We start from the raw sequence: 22,769 nt of genomic DNA, 5'->3' as shown, positions 1-22,769 counted from the left end.
GGCTGTTCAAGGTGAGTTCTGCCGCTGGAAATGAAGCTTTTTTGAGCTTAATGTCTACCCTAAGAGCAACTGTTAATCGTCGTGTAACCTATGGGGGGTTATTCACTCAGACTTCAGTACCAGTCATTGGAAAGCAGATATTTTTAAAGCAGACTATGATTGACTAGCAACAGTGATGAGTAAAGGTAATCAGACATCGGCATTCAATCCAGACACTTTTGAGATATCATAAGGGTTGTCAATTATGATTATGACTGCGTTATCTAAATCAAATAAAAGCTTCATTCATCTTATCATTTTATCCTTAACAATGATGTCAGGGTGTGCTTTTGCACTGAACGAAAGACAAAAAAGCATACTAAAACAACTCACTCTTCAAGAGTATGAAGAACTTGACCGAGAACTTAAAGAAAAAGATTTATACAGAAAAGCTAAAGCTTACATTAATTCAGTTATGATAAACATTAATAGAAGAAAAAGAATCAAATTTTTCAAAAACAAAAGTAAGGAAATAGCTGAAAAAATCATTACTAAGCCCAGTGATAATACTACCGAGCCTGCTATACCTTACACTGTATCAAGAACGTTTAATCTTGTTCAGGCAATGATTCATTATGGTAAATTAGAACCTAACGATCTCGAGGATACAGCTCATAAAATGTTCTCTAAAAACAATAGAGCAGTCACCGTCGTTACGAACTATGCAAATAGGTTATTATTAGAAAATTCTGTTCAGGTAGCCACTGACGATACAGATCATGTGAAACTTTTTTATGAAGATCGGTATACTCAAGAAACAGGAACACGTATTATTAAGGCACCAAGAAACGAAGACTTTAATTTTGAATTAAGAAATAGATATAACAGACTTTTTTTTCCACATCGGGAAGTGCACCTGATACGCAATGGAAATGTTTTTTTAACCGATGTAAATATAATTCGGAAAGAAAATTTAAATAATGGTGATAAAATAATTTATCCCAATAAATTAACATATGCTCCAGCATCACCCACGAGAAACTCAGCATCTAAAGCCAGAGAGATTTATATGGCAGTTGGGAAACTTCAAGCTTTTCTTGATAAGAAATATCCAGATAAATTTAAATTGACCATCAATGACAATAATATGTTTTTAGTATCTCTCGATTTTGTAGCACCCTACGGCTGGTGGAAAGATGCATTTTTTAGAATAGAGTTTAATTTTGACAATATTGGCAACGAAGGACCTGAAATTGATATTAAAAATTCACCAAAGGTAGCCAACCTTTGTTATTCAGGTGCGCTTTGCCTGATTCAGAGTTATAAACATTCTAAAAGATTCATTTACAGATTTAACAAAGTATTTTCGTATAAGCAAAGTTCCATGCACTACGGATCTCAAAATTTTTCTGTAGAAGAGCAGATTTTGAATATTATCAATTATATGGCCGCTGACTTTGATATAAGATCAAGAGGCATTATTTTATTTAACTTCGACTCCACCCCACAGGAAGTGATTACAAAAGAAATAATCAGAGTAAATACTCAGGCACAAAAAGTTAACACCTCCCTTTATGTAGAATCTGATCATGACAAAATAAAAGAAAGTGTGCATAAAAGAATAAAAGATGGAGAAGACCCAGATTTTGATTATTTGGTAATTGATGATGAGTTTTATGAAGAATTCGGGAATGCAGGAAATTCAAAATCAATAAGTACTGATATTTTTATTCCTGTCGAAATGTATCGTGAAACTGAAATTGTAAAATTTGACCTTACATCGATTAAAGCTTTTTCTGATTTAATATATGAGGCCAGGAGGAAGTCAGGATTTAGAATACCAAATAATATCGAACCCGTTGTTTATTATAACAATGAAAAGATAGATAAACATAATTTTCAACAGGCTTTGAAAGACATAAGAAAAGAAAATATAAAAGAGAAGAGAAAAGAAAAGAACAAAATGAATAAAAATCATAACATTCTGACGATGATTATTAAAGTACCTGGTTATGAAAGGCGAGCTTTTAAAGATGCAGCAGCTAATTCAGTTACCTATTATGTTCCAGATAATTCACGTCGTATGTTATATAACGAAACAGTTAACGAAAGCGAGGTAGCCAAACCAATAAAATGGGAAATACATTTAGTTGAAGAAATTAAAATAGCAAAAGCTAATAATATGCTTTACCAATACAAGCTTATTTTGCCGTTTGAAACACAAAAAACAACAGAACGCTATAGAGGGGGGGCTCAGTATGGTAGTTACGCCAATATCTGGATACCCTCTGTTAGAGACAACATGTCAGACGTGGAAAAAAAATTCGCTTTGATGTCAATGTATGACTTATCAAAAAGTAAATTAAGAGTTTCTTACCATCTAAAAAAAGCCGCCGCCACAAACCTGGGCAACAACATTATTACCAAAGCATTATTAACGCGGCAGTACGACAAATGGCTGCCAACTCAGGATTATTTGGATTTTTTACTACAAAGAGTTGAAATATCACTCCTTATAAATCGTGAAGATTATTCAATTGCCAAAGAAAATAATGTTATTTTTGAAAATATCATTGATGGAAATATTGACGAGAATATTATCACGGATTTGACATTTTTTATTGGACACTTGGCTCCAAGTCTGAGATATGTATCCAGTATGAACGCCCCGGACAAGGCAGGAATTATTTATCGTATTGTTATAAATTATCTCATAGAAATATGTGTCAGGACTCTTCTAGATAATGAATTTGATGCCAGTACTGGAATAGTCGAAAAACTTATAGATAAACCGGGGCAATTTACTCTTGAGGATATCTATGCTGCAAACATAAAAGATATTTCTGTAGCTTTTAATCTATTACAAGTTACTGATTTCCTTTTTACAAAAATTATTTTCAATATTCTTAATACGAAGGATTTAGATCTTACTGTTTATGATCATGAATTAGAAAGCCTCCAGATTAATATCGATAGTATGCGTAAAATTGTTGATAATAAGAAAAATCTATTTCCACTGTTTTTGAATCATTTATTTCCTGTCGCCAGACTATACTCTGACGATCTGGATTTCGGAAGTAATGAATTTTCAAATAAGTTTATGTTAAATGTTTTAAAAAAATATGAAAGTCGAACAAAAAATAAAGATGTAAAAGCTTCACTGCACACTTTTCTAAAAATCACAGAACAAAATTATTATATTTTCAGTAAAGAAAAAACGGATAAATTAATCTCTTTATTCAGGAAAAACACTCCGGAGCTTCTAATTAATGTTCCGAGTGGACAAGGTAGCTTCCGACAAACCTGTTGCCATTGTCGTGAAATTTATGAAACTAAAACCCCCATAAGAGGAAAAGGATGCAAGACAAACAAAAAAACTGGTAAACCAAAAGAAATAAGAGTAAGGCCTTTTCACAAGAAATGTATGGAAAAAGACAGATGCATCAAGAAACAAGCAAATCAATTATACAAAGAGATGGAAAAGGGATACCCCAAAAAACAGTTGCGTGGACCCGATTATCACTATAATCCTGTCCCCGATGGTTTTGAGTTGATAAGGGTTAATGGTGATGGTAATTGCATGTACTCGTCTATTGCAGAGATATTCAACCGGAATGGTCGGTCAGGACAAGCAGACGTATGGAACCAACAAACAATAAGGCAGATTATGGATTATAACCTCCGCCAGATTTATTCCACTATTCAGAATCATCCTGATAAGAAAAAAATGATGCAACAGCTTCAACTTCTATTGGGGATCGATGCTGACATGATTCCAGCCGTTCTCGATAACAATGTCATTACCGATTCAGCTTCTTTCGCTGAGTCAGAGTTAGCCAAATTACAACAATTTGGCGATGCCCAGCTTATTACATTGTTAGTTCCGACACAGGGTGTGTGGTTCCCTGTGATTACACAAGGCGACTACGGGCCTAATCACGAGATTTATGACCTTAATCGCTGGGTAAATATTTCTCCCAACCTGTTGACTATTCTGCTACAAAACAAAAATTATACCTTTCCTGATCTCTCTGAAAGTCAAAGAGCAACACTTTTAGAATTGTTGTTAAACCAAAAGTTCGATCAAGCTGCGCTCTTGGTCTCAAGACTTACAATTGCCCCTCATCACGCTTCAGCTTATCTTATTCACTACCCCAGTTCAGCGGCTCTCCTGGAACACTTTGATGCAGCAGTACGCCCTGCAACACCCCAAAATACAGAGGCTGATTCTTCAGTTTCAACCAATAACACTGACCGTGAGACTTTACAGGATCGCAATCCCTTATCATTAATGATTCAAACCGCGGCTGGAGCGCTGCTTATCACCACAGACAATACTATGTAAGTTAATATTTCAGGGAATTCAAAAGGCGACCCAAGTTAAGGCAACAGTTAATCGTCGTGTAACCTATGAGGCCTTATTAACTTAAACATCAGTACCAGCAATTGGGAGGCGGTTTTTTTTAAAACAAACTATTATTGATTGGCTACTGCGATGAGTAAGGCTGCTCAACCAGCGGCGTTCAATTCAGAAGCTTTTAAGATATCATAAGGATTCCCAAGTATGATTCTTACTGTTTTATCTAAATCAAATAAAAAATTCATTTATTTTATCATTTTATTAATAACCCTGATATCAGACAGTGTTCTTGCACTGAACGAAACTCAAAAAAGCATACTAAAACAGCTCACCATTCAAGAATATGAAGAACTTGATCGAGAGCTTAAAGAAAAAGATTTATATGTACAAGCTCAATTTTACGTTAACAAAGTGATGTCAAACATAAATAGAAGAAAAAGAAATAATTTTTTTATAAGAAAAAACAGGGAAATAGCTGAAAAAATGGCTGTTAAGGCTAACGACAATACTAGCAAGTTCGGTATACCTTACAGCCTACTCAGGACGTTTAATCTTGTTCAGGCAATGATTCACTATGGTAAAGTGGAATCTACCGAGCAAACACAATTAACAAATGAAGATCAGGTTACGCATAAAAAAAATAGGGCAGCCATTGTTGTTGAAAGCTATGTAGATAGATTATTATCGGAAAAAGCTAAGCAAAAGACCACAATGGATACGGTGCTGGTACATGTGTTTTTTGAAGATCGAAATTTCGCTAAAAAAATAACGCGTGTTATTACGACAGAAAAAAATAAAGACTTTAATTGTCAATCAATATGTTCATTCGACCACCCACATTATGTACTATACCAGCGACGCCCTCCTGCTCACCATTCACTACACCTGCTACGCAACGGAGAATATATTTTGACCCATGTCAATATAATTCGACAAGGAAACTTAAAGGATGGAGATAAAATAATCTATCCTAACTCTTTTAAAAAATTCAAACCTAACCCATTATCACCCAAGAGAAATTCCGCATCCAAAGCCAGAGAGATTTATATTGCTGTCGATAGACTTCAAACTTTTCTTAATAAGAGGTATCCAGATAAATTTAGATTCAGTATCGATGAAAAAAATATGCTTAAGGTATCCCTGGATTTCGTAGCTCCCTATGGTTGGTGGAAAGATGCATTTTTTAGAATAGATTATCTTTTTGACAATATTGGCAACGAAGGACCAGACACTTATGTTATATCTGGACCAAGAGTATCCAATGTTCCCGGTATACGTCTTTGCATTGAGGAGACCCATAAAAATTCTCAAAGACTCAGTGACGGCCCTCCCATAATGAATGGCGTCTTAAACAAACGTTGGTGGTTTGATTGCCCAGGACGTGTACGCTATGGATCGGAAAATTTTTCTGTGGAAGAGCAGATATTAAATACTATCAATTTTCTGACTGCTGACTCCAATATAAGATCAGAAGGTATTCTTTCACGTAATGAATATGGAGAAAGCCCTCAGGATCTGATTACAAAAGAAATAATAAAAGTCAATACTCGAGCAATAGAAAATGACAATTCTGTTTATGTAGAAACCGATCATAATAAGATAAAAACAAGTGTGAATAAAAGAGTAAAAGCTGGAGAAGATCCAACTTTCGATTATTTGGTTATGGATGTTGAGTACGATAATATAGAAAAGATAAAATCAATAAGGACTGATATTTTTATTCCAGCCGAAATGCATGGTGAAGCTGAAATTGTAGAATTTGATTCTACTTCGATTAAAAATCTTGATGATCTGATCTATGAGGCCAGGAATAAGTCGGGATTTAAAATAGCAAAAAATGTACAACCCGTTGTTTATTATAACAATGAAAAACTGGATGAGAATAATTTCAAAAAGGTTTTATATGACATAGAAAAGACAAATACAAAAAATAAGAAAGAAGAGAAAGGCAAGATAATAAATAAAAAACATAACATCCTGTCGATGATAGTTAAAGTTCCTGATTATGAAAGGCTAGCGTTTGAGCATGCTATAGCTCATTCAGTTAGCTATTATGTTCCAGAAAATCCGCGTCACTGGGCGTATAACGAGATGCATAACGTAACCGGGGTACGCAAGCCCATAAAATGGGAGATACATTTAGCTAAAAAAAAGAAAATAGCAAAAGCTAATAATATGCTCTATCAATACAAACTTCTTTTACCTTTAGAAATGCAAAAGACAACAGAGCGCTATAGGGATGGAGCTCAGCATGGAAGTTTCGCCAATGTCTGGATACCTACTGTTAGAGATGGTATGTCAGACGTTGAAAAAAAATTCGCCTTAATGTCAATGTATGACTTATCAAGAAGAAAATTCAAAATTCCAAACAACCTTAAAAAAGCGCACGTTTTAAATCTTGGTAACAATATTATAATCAAATCACTATTAAAGACACAGGACCATGATTTGTTGTCAAACCATAGCCATTTGGAACTTTTGCTGCAAAGAGTTCAGATGTCTCTCCTTATAAGTCATGAAGATTATTCAATTGAAAAGGAAAATAATGTTTTTTTTGAAAGTGTCATCTGTGGAAATATTGATGAGAATATTATCAAGGATTTGGGCTTTTTTATTGGACACCTGGCTCCAAGCCTGAGATACGTATCCAGTTTTAATGCTCCAGATAAGGTAGAAGTTATTTATCGTATTGTTTTAAACTATCTCATTGAAGTATGTGTAAGGACTCTGACTGATAACGAATTTGACGCAAGTTCTGGAATAGTTAAAAAACTTATAGAAAGACCGGATCAATTTAGCCTGAAGGATATTCACACTTCCATCAAATCCAGCATTGCTGTAGCTTTTAATGGATTATTTATTGCTGATTTACTTTTTACAAAAATCCTTTTCAATCCTTTTAATAATAAAGCTTTAGATCTTTCTTTTTATGAGAATGAGTTAGAAAGTCTTCAGCTTAGTATCAAGAGCATGCGTAAAATTTTTGATGGTGAGAAAAATCTTATTCCACTACTTTTGAGTCACTTGTTACCTGCCGCGAGGCATTACTCCAATAATCTTGATTTCAAAACTAACATTTTTTCAAATAAGTTTACCTCAAAAGTTTTGCAAAAAATCTTAAATCGAACCACAAATAAAGATATAAAAGCTTCACTGCAATCTTTTCTGAAAAACACAGAACATAAATCGGATATTTTCAGTAAGGAAAAAACGGAGAAATTAATCTCTTTATTCAGAAAGAATACGCCTGAGCTTATGGTTAATGTTCCGAATGGACAAGGTGGTTTCAGACAAACCTGTTACCATTGCGGTGAAGTTTATGAAACTGAAAATCCCATAAGAGGGAAAGGCCGTCGTACAAACCGAAGCTCTAAAAAACCGAAAGAACCACTGGTAAGGCCTTTTCACAAAGCATGTATGATTGAAGACAAACGCATCAGGGAACAAGCAGGGCAATTATATAAAAAGATGGAAATAGGATACCCTAAAACACAGATTTATGAACCCTACTATTTTCATCACATTCCCGTTCCTGACGGTTATGAGCTGATAAGAATTAATGGCGATGGAAACTCAATGTACTCATCCATTGCAGAGATTTTCAACAGGCATAGAGGGTCAGGACAAACAGGAAAATGGAACCAGCAAACAATAAGGCAGATTATCGATGATAACCTTCGTCAGATTTTTTTCACGATTCAGGATCATCCCGACAAGCACAAACTGATGCAAGAGCTTGAGCTACTGTTGGGGATCAATGCTGACGTTATTCCAGCGGTTCTCGATAACAATGTCATTACTGATTCAGCCTCTTTTGCTCAGTCGGAGTTAGCCCTATTGCAACAATTTGGTGATGCTCAGCTGATTGCCTTGCTAGTGCCGACACAGGGTGTCTGGTTCCCTGTGATAACACAAGGTCACGATGGACCTTTTCACGAAATTTACGACCTTAAGCGCTGGGTCAATTTTGCTCCTAACCTTCTGGCTATGCTGTTACAAAACGAAAATTATACCTTTCCTGATCTCTCTGAAAGTCAAAGGGCAACACTTTTACAGATGTTGTTAAACGAAAATTTCGAACACGCGAAAGGCTTCATCTCCCGAATTCTGATAGCCTTCTATCAGGCTTCAGCTTATCTTATTCACTACCCCAGTTCTGTGGCCCTCGCGGAACACTTTGATGCAGCAATAAGTCCTGATACTCCCAAGAATTTGGAGATTGATCACACTTTAGAAGCGCTTTCCATCAATGGAAATAGTAAAAGAATGAGTTCTGATTCTGCTTCTTCAGTTTCAAACAAAGAGATTGATAGTCAAACTTTAGAGGATCTCAATCCCTTATTGTTAAAGATTCAATCTCGTTTTGAACTGATAAGAATTAATGGCGATGGTAACTGTATGTATTCCTCAATTGCAGAGATATACAGCCGGACTGGGCGGTCAGGACAAGCTGGTAAATGGGACCAGCAAACAATAAGGAAAATTATGGAGGATAACATACGTCAGATTTTTTCCACGATTCAGAGTCATCCTGACAAGGAAAAACTGATGCAAGAGCTTGAGTTACTATCGGGGATCGACGCTGACGTTATTCCTGCCGTTCTCGATTACAACGTCCTTACTGATTCAGCCTCTTTCGGTCAATCGGAGTTAGCCAGATTGCAACAATTTGGTGATGCCCAGCTGATTGCATTGCTAGTACCGACACAGGGTGTCTGGTTCCCAGTCATTACACAAGGTCATCGTGGTTCTTATCACGAGATTTATGACCTGAACCGCTGGGTCAATTTTGCTCCTTACCTTTTGGCTATGCTGTTAAAAAACGAAAATTATAGCTTTCCTGATCTCACTGAAAGCCAAAGGTCATTACTTTTACAGTTGTTGTTAAACCAAAATTTCGATCAAGCTAAGCTTTTCGTCTCCCAAATTCTGACAGACTCCCATCAGTCTTCAGCTTATCTTATGCACTCCCCCAGTTCACAGGCTCTCCTGGAACACTTTGATGTAGCAATAAGCATTGAATCGCCCCAGAATACAGAGTTTGATTCGTCACAAATGACTCAGATGATTGAGGCTTTTGAAGCGCTTTCCATCGATGAAAATAAGAAAAGAATCAAGCTTGACCTCGCTTCTTCCGTTTCAACCAATGAGACTGCACATGAAACTTTGGAGGACCAAAACCCCTTATCATTAATGATTCAAACCAGGGCTCGAGCACTCCTTTCCATGCCAGACACTCCGACCAATACCATGTAAGTAAAACTCCCGGCGCCGCGAAATGGGTGTCGCAAAACTTGCCATAAGCCGGTAATTGGAACTATAGAACGGCGTTACCGGCTTCCAAATCTTAGCCGCATACCGTATCAGATCTCCAATGATATGGCGCACCCTTCACGACAAATTTTTATGGAACACAACGGTTTGCTTCAAAGAATTGACAAAGCCACGCAAGTTCAGGCGGCTGGTAATCGTCGTGTAACCCATGTGGCCTTATTCACTTATACATGAATAGCAGCAATCGTAAAACAGATGTTATCAAAACAAGCTACTATTGACTGTCTACAGGGATTAGTAAAGCTACTCAAATAGCGTTCAATTCAGAAAATTTTAAGATATATGGGGATTCCCAAGTATGATTCTTACTGCGTTATCTATATCAAATAAAAACTTCATTCAATATTTCATTTTATTGATAGCTCTGATGTCAGGGAGTGCTCTTGCACTTAACGAAAACCAAATAAGCATACTAAAACAACTCACCCTTCAAGAGTATGAAGAAATTGACCGAGAGCTGAAAACAAAACATTTGTATAGGGAAGCTGAACTTTACATTAACAGAGCGATGGCATGCATTAACAGAAGAAAAAGAAATCATTTTTTTATAAGCGAAAATAGGAAAACAGCTGAAAAATTGAGTGTTAAGAGGAGTGATAATACTACCAAGTTGGGAATACCCTACCCCCTGTTACGAACTTTCAATCTTGTTCAGGCAATGATTCATCACGGTAAAGAAAAAGCTATCATAAAAATCACTAAGGATAATAGAGCAGCCGGTGTTGTTACTGACTATGTAGACAGATTATTATCAGAAAGAGCTGAGCAAGTGCCCACAGAGGGTATAGACTGGGTAAATTTGTCCTATGAATTTCGGCAATATCAATCCTTGGGACCACGCACTATTAAGGCAGAGAAAAACAAAGACTTTGATTATCGATTAATACATCCACATAGCACTCCTTATCGTAAACTTCATCTACTACGTAATGGAGAACTTGTTTTAAATAATGTCAATATAATCCGGCAAGGAAACTTAGAAGATGGGGATCAAATAATTTACCCTAAAAATTCACCCAAAAATTCACACGATAATACATCAGACTATCCGAAGTTATCACCCATAAGAAACTCCGCATCCAAAGCCAGAGAGATTTATATGGCAGTTGATCGACTTCAAACCTTTCTGGATAATAGGTATCCAGACAAATTTAGATTCAGTATCAATGATGACAATATGTTTAGAGTATCTCTGGATTTTGTAGTACCCTATGGTTGGTGGCAAGATGCATTTTTTAGAGTAGTGTTTAGTTTTGACAATGTAGGCAACGAAGGACCAACAGTTCATGTTGAATATGGACCAAAAATGTATCATCTTTTTCACAGTGATCTTTTCCTGACAAACAGTTATAGAAACTCTAAAGAATACCTCGGCATTTTATACAAAAATTGGTCGCGGAGTTATTCAAAATGTGTGCATTATGGACCAGAGAAATTTTCTATAGAAAATCAAATTTTGAATATTATCAATTGTGTGACAACTGACTTCGATATAAAAACAAGTGGTATTCTTGCATACAATTTTCATCAAAAAAGCCCTCAGAGCTTGATTACAGAGGAAATAATATTAGCAAATACTCAGGCAAAAAAAATTGACACACCTCTTTATATAGAAACGAATCATAATAAGATAGCAAATAGTGTACGAGAAAGAATAAAAGATGACGATGATCCAGTTTTTGATTATTTGGTAATGGATGATTTGGATTCAGAATTCGATAAATCAGATGATTCAGAGTCAATAAAGACTGATATTTTTATTCCTGTTAAAATGTATAGTGAAGTTGAAGTTCTGGAATTTGACCTTACCTCGATTAAAAATTTCCATGATCTGATCTATGAGGCCAAGAGGAAGTCTGCATTCAAAATACCTCATAACAATGAACCCGTCGTTTATTATAAGAATAAAAAACTGGATGAGCATAATTTTAAAAAGGTTTTATATGGCATAAAGAAATGGAGTGCAATAAGGAAGAAAAAAGAAGCAGAAAAAGAAGGTAGAAAAGAAAAGATAAAAAACAAACACAAGAAAAAACATGACATTCTACCAGTGATTGTTAAAGTTCCTGGCTATGAAAGTCGAGCCTTTGAAATAGCTAAAACTTATCCTCTTTATTATGCCAACTATTTTATCCCAGAAAATCCTCGCCACTTGATGCATAACGATCTAGCTAAAAAAAGAGCTCCACGTAAACTCATAAAATGGGAAATACATCTTGTTGACAATAAGAAGTTGGCAAAATCTAATAATATGCTTCACCAATATAAGATTTTTTTGCCTTTAGAAACACAAAAGACAACAGAACGCTATAGAGGGGGAACTCAATATGGAAGCCTACCTAATATCTGGATACCCAAAGTTAGAGATGATATGTCAGACGTTGAAAAAAAATTCGTTTTAATGTCAATGTATGATTTATCAAGATATAAATTTAAAATTCCAAACAACCTCAAAAAAGCCTCCGTTTCAAATCTAGGTAATAACATTATTACCAAAGCATTATTATTATCGGAGGACGATAAATGGATGCCAACTCAGGCCTATTTGGAGTTTTTGCTGCAAAGAGTTCAGATGTCTCTCCTCATAAGTGACGAGAATTATTCAATTGCTAAAGAAAATAATGCTTTTTTTGAAAGTCTCATTAATGGGAATATTGACAATAATGTTATCGGGGATTTGGCATTTTTTCTTGGACATCTGACCCCAAGCCTGAGATATTTATCCAGTATGAATGTTCCAGATAAGGTAGAAATTACTTATCGTATCGTTTTAAACTATCTGATCGAAACGTGTGTCAGGGCTCTGATGCATAACGAATTGGATGCAAGTTCTGAAATAGTCAAACAGCTTATAGAAAAACCTGAGCAATTTAGCCTGGATGCTATCTATGCTTCTAACAAAAAAGATATTGCTGTAGCTTTTAATGTACTACAAATTGTTGATTTCCTTTTCACAAAAATAGTTTTTAATTCTTTTCATAAACAGGCTTTCGACCTTACTCTTTATGACCATGAGCTTGAAGGGCTTCAGCTTAATATCAAGAATATGCGCAAGATTGTTGATGGTGAGAAAAATATTATGCCACTTTTTCTTGATCACTTGTTTCCTACCGCCAAGTATTACTCCGGCGATCTGGATTTCGAATCCGAAGAGTTTTTAAATAAGTTTATGTTAAGTGTTTTGAAAAAATACGAAGATCGAACAAAAATTCAAGATGTAAAAGCTTCACTGCAAGCTTTACTGAAAAGCAAAGAACAAAATTCGTTTTTTTCCAGCAAAGATAAAACGGATGAATTAATCTCTTTATTCAGGAAAAAGACTCCAGAGCTTCTGGTTAATGCTCCGAATGGAAAAGGTGGCTTCAGGCAAACCTGTTACCATTGTCGTGAACTTTATGAAACTGAAAACCCTATAAGAGGAACAGGACGTACGACAAACAGAACCACTGGCAAACCAAAAGAGACGCTGGTAAAGCCTTTTCACAAAGCTTGCATGAAAGAAGACAAACGCATCAGGCAACAAGTAGGGCAATTATATAAAAAGATGGAAAAGGGATACCCCAAAAAGCAGATTTTTGAACCCGATTATTGCCATAACCCTGTCCCCGATGGTTTTGAGCTGATAAGGATAAATGGCGATGGCAACTGTATGTTCTCGTCCATTGCAGAGATATTCAACCGGAATAGACGGTCAGGACAAGCAGGCGTATGGGACGTATGGGACCAGCAAGCAGTTAGGCAGATTATGGATTATAACCTTCGTCAGATTTATTCAACGATTCAGGATTATCCTGACAAGGAAAAACTGATGCAAGAACTAGAGCTACTATTGGGGATCGATGCTGACGTGATTCCATCCGTTCTCAATAATAATGTCATTACTGACTCAGCCTCACTCGCTCAATCGGAGTTGGGCAGATTACAACAATTTGGCGATGCTCAGCTTATTGCCTTGCTTGTACCGACACAGGGAGTCTGGTTTCCAGTGATTACACAAGGTGACTATGGAGCTCATCGCGAGATTTATGACCTGAAACGCTGGGTAAATTTTGCTCCTAACCTTTTAGCAATTCTGTTAGAAAACAAAAACTATCCCTTTCCTGATCTCTCTGAAAGTCAAAGGGCACTCCTTTTGCAATTGTTGTTAAGCCAAAATTTCGATCAAGCCAGGCTCTTCGTCGCCCAAATTCTGACCAACCCCCATCAGTCTTCAGCCTATCTTATCCACTACCCCAGTTCAGTAGCTCTACTCGAGCACTTTGATGCGGCAGTAAGCATTGAAACACCTCAGAATATGGAGGTTAATTCGCCACAAACCAATCAGATTGATGGAGCTTTTGAAGATTCTTTTAAAGATGAAAAGAATAAAAGAATGAAGCTTGATCCCGCTTCTTCAGTACCAAACAATAAGACTGGTCGTGAGACTTTACAGGATACTAAACCGTTATTATTGAGGCTTCAAACCAAGTTTCCAACACTCCTTACTTCGCCAGACATATCATTCAATATCATGTAAGTTAACAACCTTGCCGGGTCCGTACACCCCGGTACTTCCGATGATTTCACGCTTTTTTCACCAAACCTGGAGGGTAATCCACTATAATCCTCAGCTTTTTACTGGTCGGCCTAATGGGAGTTTCACTATGATTCGTGGGTGGCTTAGTATGATATTGCTGTTGTCGTTACCTTGTTTAGCGTACGAAAAGATGTTTTATCCCAAACTCACTGAACGCTTTTGTGCCCGGGAGCCCCTGCCTGTCAGCAATGTCTTTGTGGTAGGAGACAGCACCGTTGATTCGGGGAATTTCTATAGCTACAGTCGATTTCTTGAAGGCAGCGGTACGTTGGATGAACGTCAAATGGCACTTTATCCCTGGGGCGGTCGTATGTTACCGGGCTTTGTTTTTGGCAGTTTTTGTGGCGCCATACCCGGTGCCAATTATCACGAAGGGCGTTTTTGTGATGATCTGATGGCTCCGGAACTGATAGCCAAAGCCCTGTATCTGAATCCATCCAATAAAACCGAGTATGTCGATCAGTCTCATGGCGGCAGCACAGTGGTAGGTTTTTCAGAAGTGTTAGTGGATTTTTTCTGGTCCTTTCTGTTTGGTGAAAGTCGGCTGGCCAATATCAGTTTTCTCACCAATAGCATCAGAGGCGGAAAGCCTATTCTGAGTTCGGTTGAGGAACAGGTTAATCATCTGCTGCAACATCATTCCCCCTTTTCTGAGGGGCAGGTTTTTATGTTGGCAGGTGGCGCTAATGATTATCTCAACCGTTACTGGAATTACCACCTGGTGATCGCCAAGCTGTCAGCGGCTATTGAAAATCTCTATGAACATGGGGCCAGAACCATTTTCTGGGGGACGCTTCCCGATGTTACTAAAACACCCTGCCTGCGCAATTCAGAGGATCGTCAGGAAGTGCATCAGGTGATCATCAATCATAACCGGATGGCCGTGAAAGCGTTTTTCCGGCTGAAAAAAAAGTATCCTGACCTGTTACTGCTGTTTTTCGATTACAACAGAATGTTTGACATTATGTTAGAACAGGCTCGCCAGCGAGATGTTAACACTGAAACGCCCTGTCTTGATGTCACCTTCAGAGGCTGTTCTGATAATGCTCAGGTGGATATCTGCGAAAGTTATAAGGCGAGTCCCTGCAAGAACCGCAGTGATCATTTCTATATAGATTCCATTCATCCATCGAGTACGGTGCAAAACTGGATTTTCAATTTCAACTGCAAGATGCTGTCTATTCTCAATTACAAAGTGGAATGCCCGGAGGTTGATCGCAGGCTTGCTGATGAACTCCTGTTGCATTATTTGACGTGCAAACCGGGATATCTGGAGCGGGAATACGTTCAATTGATATTCGAAGGTCAATGTCCGGCAGAGCTGTAATAATGGTTTATTCCTGTGTCCACAACCCTATGCATTTGCTGACACTCGGTGTTTCAGCATCTGCAGAGCCAAGGCAAACCTCACCTTAAAGGGGCTCCTGCCGACTATGATCAGCATGAACTATCTGACTAAACTCACCTGCACTCGACCCAGAGTCAGTTCTGCCGACCCGGATCGGGATCTGTTAACGGAAACAGAGAGTAACCGGGGCCGAATCATTCAGTCCGCTGCCGTACGCCGACTGCAACAAAAAACTCAGGTTTACCCTCTGGAGACCAATGCCGCTGTTCGCAGTCGTCTAACGCACTCTCTGGAAGTGCAACAAACCGGTCGGTTTCTGGCACAGACGATTCTTCAACGCCTGTCCGAAGCCGATCAGTTAACATCATTGGGCTTGGAAAACCAGGAAACATCTTTTATCAATCTGGTTGAGATGTCCTGCCTGATGCACGACATTGGCAACCCTCCGTTCGGCCATTTTGGCGAGGCGGCCATCAGCCGCTGGATGCAGGATAAAGCCCGGCTTTGTCATGAAAAAGCGTTCAAAGGTCAGAAAGCCCGCTCAGTGCTGCTGGAATCAACCCTGCTACCAGACTTGTATACCTATGAAGGCAATGCTCAGGCGTTAAGAATTATTCATCATCTTCAGGACCTGAACCTGACTTATTCCCAGATGGGCGCGCTGATGAAATACACCCGCACGCCCTACGAACCAAGACCTGATAAAGACTCACCCGATGCTTACCGTAAGAAAAAGCCGGGTTATTATTTTTCAGAAGCCGATCTGGTGTCCGACATCCGGCAGCATCTGGCTATTGATGAGGGTTGCCGCTTCCCACTGGTTTACATCATGGAAGCCGCCGACGATATTTCCTACTGCATTGCCGATCTTGAAGATGCCGTCGACAAGGGGATTCTCTCTTTCCGCGATCTTCGCTTCAGTCTCTATGGGGTCTGGGAAGAATTGACTGTAGATAACGACTATCTGCCCAATATTATGGAGTCTGCGATCAGCAGAGCCGGCGATAACAAGCAGGAGTTTATTGTCCGACTGCGCACCCGGCTGGTCAGAGATCTGGTGGATTATGCAGCAAAGCGTTATCTGCAACAGCATCAGGCTGTCTTCGACGGAACTCTGGATGAGCCACTGATCGACGGCCAGTCCGACCAGCACCTTGCACTGAATACATTGAAAACCGTCGCTATCCGCTACGTCTTTACCAGTATGGAGAAGGAAACACCAGAACTCAGGGGCTACTCTGCCCTGATGGGATTGATGGATATTTTCCATCCTCTGCTGGAGTTACCCGGTGCAGAGTTCGTCGGTATTGCTAAAAAAGATTCCAGCCGACATTTTATCGAGCAACGTCTTTACCACCGACTCTCTTGCAAACACAAAATGGCGTATCATCGGGCAGTGAAATCATTGCCTGACAGCGGTTACTCCACTCAAGAGCAGGACGAGCTGGAGTGGTATTACAGGGCGAGATTATTGATTGATTACGTCAGTGGGATGACCGATCACTTTGTCTTAACCGAGTTTCAAACTCTTTCTGCTATCTGACTCAAAAAGCATAAGTGGTCATTGTTAAAGCCTCTCGCCGGAACTCTTTATTAGTACGAATGTCTAATAATTAACCGTTCATTAAAAACTCAAGTGAAATCCTGACTTTTTGGTGAACTTATTTTTGATTATTCGACAGTAGGAGTGAATTCTATGAAAAAAATCATTCTGGCAGCCCTATTGGCTGCAGTGTCTACAATGGTTGGCGCAGAAATACGACAAATAGGGGAGAAAACGCATGTTGATCCGTGGTACAAAAGGGTCATAACAAGCTACTTTGACACAGTTTCTGAACAGTATTGTCTGGTCGTTTTTGAAGCTACCTCACAAAACTCGCTTCTGCACTGCAAAAGTCTTAATGAACTCTCAGAGCAGGCACAAAGAAACATTCTCGGCGACGCCTATGTGCCAAAATCTGGCGTTGACGCATGTGATGCTTCTATGGATAGTTGTCCCAAAAACTGACTCAAAAAACATCAATGGCCATAACTCACAAGGTTAAAAAACCATGAGCCAGCTCAATACAGCCCGAGCGTCCAGAGAGATTAACGGTGTTCGGGTTCCCTGCTTTATATACGGTACCGCCTGGAAAGAAGAAGCCACCCAGGGGCTGGTAGAGAATGCCCTGAAACTGGGCTTCACTGGCATTGATACGGCCAATCAGCGCAAACATTATTTTGAGCTCGGTGTTGGTCATGGCCTGCAAAAGATTTATCAACAGGAAAAAATAAGCCGCGAACAGCTCTTCCTGCAATCCAAGTTTACCTATCAGAGAGGTCAGGATGACCGGCTGCCCTATGACCCTTCAGCGAGTTTAACCGAGCAGGTTTTGCAATCTTTCCAATCTTCCCTTGAACACCTTGGCACTGACTATCTGGATGCCTACCTCCTCCATGGCCCTTCTCAGAGGGAAGGTCTCTCGGAAGACGATCTGGAAGTCTGGACGGCCATGGAAGGGCTCTACCGTGATGGTCATATCAAACTGCTGGGCGTTTCCAACTTTTCTGCACGCCAACTGGAAGGGCTGACTCTTCACACCGACATTCGTCCACACATTGTCCAGAACCGTTGCTTTGCCTCAATGGGCTGGGATAGAGAAGTGAGAGCGGCCTGTCAGCATCACGATATTATTTACCAAGGCTTTTCCTTACTCACAGCCAACCACGCCATACTGGGCCATCCCCAATTTCAAGCCATTGTCAGTCGAACAGGCTTAACCGCAGCACAGGTCATTTTTCAGGCCTGCCAAAGAATGGGGATGCTCACCCTCACCGGCACGACTCAATCCGATCATATGAATCAGGATCTTCATTGCGACAAAGTCGCTTTGACCGATGAAGAGGTTAATGCGATTGAGAATATGTTTATATAGCTCGAGCTGTCTGGTTGTCCTTTCAATAGTCATGGTGCAAAAAGGATAACCAGACAAGCCTGTTGCTGTGCAGATATCAGTCAACCCAGACCCGGGCATTCCTGAACATTCTCATCCAGGGTGAATCTTCACCCCAGGTATCCGGATACCAGCTGTTCTGAACCGCCCTGAATACCCTTTCCGGGTGAGGCATCATAATCGTCACCCTGCCATCGGCAGAAGTCAGACCCGTAATACCTTCAGCGGAACCATTGGGGTTGTAGGGGTAACGTTCAGTAGCCCGCCCCTGATTATCCACATATCTCAGGGCCAGCTGACCACCCGCAGACAGTTTCCTGATTTGGTCAGCCTTTTTGAACTCGGCATAACCTTCACCGTGTGCCACTGCAATGGGCATTCTGGAACCTTCCATACCCCTGAGGAGAATGGACTTGTTTTGCTGCACTTCAACCATCACGGTTCTGGCTTCAAACTGCTCAGACTGGTTACGGACGAAGTGTGGCCAGTGCTCAGCACCGGGAATCAATTCATGGAGATTGGACAGCATCTGACAGCCATTGCAGACACCCAGAGCAAAGCTGTCCGGGCGATCAAAGAAAGCCGCAAACTGGTCACGGGCCATGCTGTTAAACAGCACTGATTTCGCCCAGCCTTCACCTGCTCCCAGAACGTCACCGTATGAGAAGCCGCCACAGGCTACCAATCCTTTGAATTCAGCCAGCTCACGGCGACCGGAAAGAATGTCACTCATGTGAACATCCACTGCACAAAAGCCGGCCTTGTCAAAAGCCGCCGCCATTTCCACATGGCCGTTAACACCCTGCTCCCTCAGAATGGCCACCTTTGGTTTGCTGGCTCCAGTGGCAATATATGGAGCGGCAACATCCCTATTGATGTCAAAAGGCAAAGAGGCATGTAAGCCTGTATCGCCGTCATCCAGCAGGTTATCAAACTCCTGACGGGCACATTCAGGGTTATCCCTGAGTGCCTGCATGCGATAACTGGTTTCAGCCCACCAGCGCTGATATTTAACCCGGCTTTCGCTACTGATCAGCTCACCATTAAAGGTAAAGTTGATACGCTGATCTGATCTCAGGGCAGCAATGGTGTGAGTGCAGGAACCCAGTCCCAGTCCGGCCAGAATATCCTTGACCTTACCTTTGTCGGCACGACGAACCTGCAGAACAGCACCCAACTCTTCATTAAAAAGGGCTGGAATGATGGCCGCTTCAGAGCCCGCCAATTTATCCAGATTCACCTCAATACCGGTGTGACCGGCAAAGGCCATCTCAACCAGTGTGGTAAAGAGACCACCGTCTGAACGGTCGTGGTAAGCCAACAGCAGGTCCTCTTCCAGACATTGCTGGATACCCGTGAAGAAGCCTTTCAGGTCTTCTGCAGAGAAAACATCAGGAGCAACATCACCCATCTGACCATAAACCTGTGCCAGGGCAGAAGCACCCAGACGGTTATGATCACGACCCAGATCCACCAGCAGCAGATCGGTCTCACCCTTATCGGTTCTCAGCTCTGGAGTGACGGTCTTGCGTATGTCGGTCACTGGAGCAAAAGCCGAAATAACCAGAGACAGCGGTGAGGTAACACTCTTTTCAACATCACCGTCTTTCCAGTTGGTACGCATGGACATAGAGTCTTTGCCTACCGGAATAGCAATACCCAATTTCGGGCAGAGTTCCATGCCTACTGCTTTACAGGTTTCATAGAGTTTGGCGTCCTCACCCGGATGACCGGCAGCAGCCATCCAGTTTGCCGACAGTTTTATATCGCCGAGCTTGTCAATCCGGGTGCTGGCGATGTTGGTAATCGCTTCACCAATCGCCATACGACCCGATGCAGGCGCATTAATAAGAGCCAGAGGGGTTCTTTCACCCATGGACATGGCTTCACCGGTACAGGTATCAAAAGCAGTAGCGGTAACCGCACAGTCAGCAACAGGTACCTGCCAGGGGCCAACCATCTGCTCACGGGCTACCAGACCGGTGATAGAGCGGTCGCCAATAGTAATCAGGAAGTTTTTGCTGGCGACGGTTGGCAGCTTGAGCACTCGCTCAGAAGCTTCTGCCAGTGTCACACCGGAAAGATCCAGTGCGTCCTGCTGAATATTTTCAGTCTGCACATCACGATGCATGCGAGGTGGTTTGCCCAATAAAACATCCAGAGGCATATCCACTGGCTGGTTATCAAAGTGGCTGTCTTCTACCAACAGGTGTGACTCTTCTGTGGCTTCGCCCACAACGGCGTAGAGACAACGCTCGCGTTGACAGATAGCTTCAAACAGCTCCATATTTTCTGGCGCTACCGCCATCACATAACGTTCCTGGGATTCATTACACCAAAGTGCCAGGGGGGACATGCCGGGCTCATCATTCAGAATATCCCTGAGCTGGAAGCGACCACCGCGGCCACCATCACTGACCAGTTCCGGCAGAGCATTGGAAAGACCTCCCGCGCCTACGTCGTGGATAAAGGCGATAGGGTTCTCATCACCCAGCTGCCAGCATTGGTCAATCACTTCCTGACAACGACGCTCCATCTCGGGGTTGTCGCGCTGAACGCTGGCAAAGTCCAGGTCTTCCTGACCTTCACCGGACGTCATGGAAGAGGCCGCACCACCACCCAGACCGATCTGCATGGCCGGACCGCCCAGAACAATCAGCTTGGCGCCAACGGGAATATCTCCTTTTTCAACATGATCAGCCCGGATATTACCCAGGCCGCCTGCCAACATGATGGGCTTATGGTAACCCCTCACTTCTTCACCCACAGACCCTTTGGCTGTGGCCTCAAAAGTACGGAAGTAGCCGCACAGGTTTGGACGACCAAATTCGTTGTTAAAGCTCGCACCACCCAGAGGGCCTTCCAGCATAATATCCAGAGCAGTCACGATCCGATCCGGCTTGCCATACTCTTTTTCCCATGGCTGTTTGTAGCCGGGAATGTTCAGATTGGATACGGAGAAACCGGTCAGACCTGCCTTTGGCTTGGAGCCTCGACCGGTCGCACCTTCATCACGGATCTCCCCCCCCGCACCGGTAGAAGCACCCGGCCATGGCGAGATGGCAGTGGGATGGTTGTGCGTTTCCACTTTCATCAGGATATGAATGTCTTCCTGGTGGTACTGGTAATCTTTCTTTTCAGGAGACGGGAAAAAACGTCCGGCTTTGGAGCCTTTAATAACGGATGCGTTGTCTTTATAGGCTGAGAGCACACCTTCACTGCTCATACTGTGGGTGTTACGGATCATCTGGAACAAAGAATGATCCTGCTGTAAACCGTCAATGGTCCAGGTCGCATTGAAGATCTTATGGCGGCAGTGCTCAGAGTTGGCCTGAGCAAACATCATCAGCTCTACATCCGTCGGGTTCCTGTCCAAACCCTCATAGCTGGTGACCAGATAATCCATTTCATCTTCTGCCAGTGCAAGTCCAAGGGACTGGTTGGCGGCAACCAGAGCCTCACGCCCGCCTTCGAGAATATCGACACGGGTCAAGGGCGCTGGCTCGGTTTCTGCAAAAAGAAGCTCTGCTTCTCTGTCATCAGCCAAAACAGCCTCGGTCATGCGGTCGTGAATCAGGCTGGATACCACTTGTTTCTGGTGTTCATTGAGGCCTTGTTCAGCGGACACATAGTAAGCCAGACCGCGTTCAATCCGGTGCACCTTGCTGAGACCACAATTTTCAGCGATGTTGGTGGCTTTACTGGACCATGGAGAAATAGTGCCCGGACGGGGTACAACAAGAAAAAGAGCGCCTGAACACTCACCTTCCTGCATCCGGGGACCATAGGTCAGTAGCTGTTCCAGAACCTTCAATTCCTGGTCGGACAATGCTTCGTCGACCCGGACAAAGTGCTGGTATTCAGCAAAAACACCGGTAATTTCAGGGATCCTGTGTTGCAGGGTTTCAAGCAGCTTTTGGCTACGAAACGGCGAGAGAGCCGGAGCACCACGCAAAATCAGCATGATAAAAACTGTCCTCAACTGGACTCAGGGGGATAATCAGGAGCGGTATGATAATCGAAATCCCAGTATGGAAACCAGTGATTGATTTACAGATCTTGACAGTTTTTTTCGTGAACTTGATATTTCTCTCGTCAGGTTGGCTTGACTCTTTAATGAACCGATAATTCCTGGACATACGGTTTAATTAAAAATTTCCACGTTTGTTAGTTTTTTCAACGACAGTAGTAAGAGAACAAGAGACTCTGGCATAGCCAGAGCATTGACAAAAAATGCTC

Annotated in this window: 8 protein-coding genes; 7 read left to right on the top strand and 1 reads right to left on the bottom strand. The window is 41.3% G+C overall.

Features of this window, described 5'->3' with window-relative positions:
* Positions 1 to 244: 244 nt before the first annotated feature.
* The 7 genes from KDK17_RS05415 (at position 245) to KDK17_RS05385 (ending at position 18,512) form a co-directional block, all read left to right on the top strand.
* A complete protein-coding gene (locus tag KDK17_RS05415) occupies positions 245 to 4,324 on the top strand; it encodes a hypothetical protein (RefSeq protein ID WP_257287538.1) in 4,080 nt (1,359 codons plus the stop codon).
* A gap of 219 nt (positions 4,325 to 4,543) precedes the next feature.
* The gene (locus KDK17_RS05410; protein WP_257287537.1) at positions 4,544 to 9,595 is read left to right on the top strand and encodes a hypothetical protein; all 5,052 of its coding nucleotides are present in this window, start codon (positions 4,544 to 4,546) and stop codon (positions 9,593 to 9,595) included.
* Positions 9,596 to 9,971: 376 nt separating this feature from the next.
* Positions 9,972 to 14,189 carry a hypothetical protein gene (locus tag KDK17_RS05405; protein ID WP_257287536.1) on the top strand — a complete coding sequence of 1,406 codons (4,218 nt, stop codon included), beginning with the start codon at positions 9,972 to 9,974 and terminating at the stop codon, positions 14,187 to 14,189.
* 148 nt (positions 14,190 to 14,337) lie between these two features.
* Positions 14,338 to 15,576, top strand: a complete 1,239-nt coding sequence (locus KDK17_RS05400; protein ID WP_257287535.1) for an SGNH/GDSL hydrolase family protein — start codon at positions 14,338 to 14,340, stop codon at positions 15,574 to 15,576.
* 106 nt (positions 15,577 to 15,682) lie between these two features.
* On the top strand, positions 15,683 to 17,140 hold the full coding sequence (gene dgt, locus KDK17_RS05395; RefSeq protein ID WP_257287534.1) for a dGTPase: 1,458 nt from the start codon (positions 15,683 to 15,685) through the stop codon (positions 17,138 to 17,140).
* Positions 17,141 to 17,293: 153 nt separating this feature from the next.
* A complete protein-coding gene (locus tag KDK17_RS05390; protein WP_257287533.1) occupies positions 17,294 to 17,605 on the top strand; it encodes a hypothetical protein in 312 nt (103 codons plus the stop codon).
* Between the two features lie 43 nt (positions 17,606 to 17,648).
* On the top strand, positions 17,649 to 18,512 hold the full coding sequence (locus KDK17_RS05385) for an aldo/keto reductase (RefSeq protein ID WP_257279768.1): 864 nt from the start codon (positions 17,649 to 17,651) through the stop codon (positions 18,510 to 18,512).
* Between the two features lie 76 nt (positions 18,513 to 18,588).
* Here the strand turns inward: KDK17_RS05385 and purL are convergent, their stop codons facing one another.
* Positions 18,589 to 22,494, bottom strand: coding sequence for a phosphoribosylformylglycinamidine synthase (gene purL / locus KDK17_RS05380; RefSeq protein ID WP_257287532.1), 3,906 nt, complete (start codon positions 22,492 to 22,494; stop codon positions 18,589 to 18,591).
* Positions 22,495 to 22,769 lie beyond the last annotated feature (275 nt).

Source organism: Endozoicomonas sp. SESOKO2, from assembly GCF_024606245.1.
Taxonomy (GTDB): Bacteria; Pseudomonadota; Gammaproteobacteria; order Pseudomonadales; family Endozoicomonadaceae; genus Endozoicomonas_A.
This window is presented reverse-complemented; position numbering and strand designations above follow the sequence as displayed.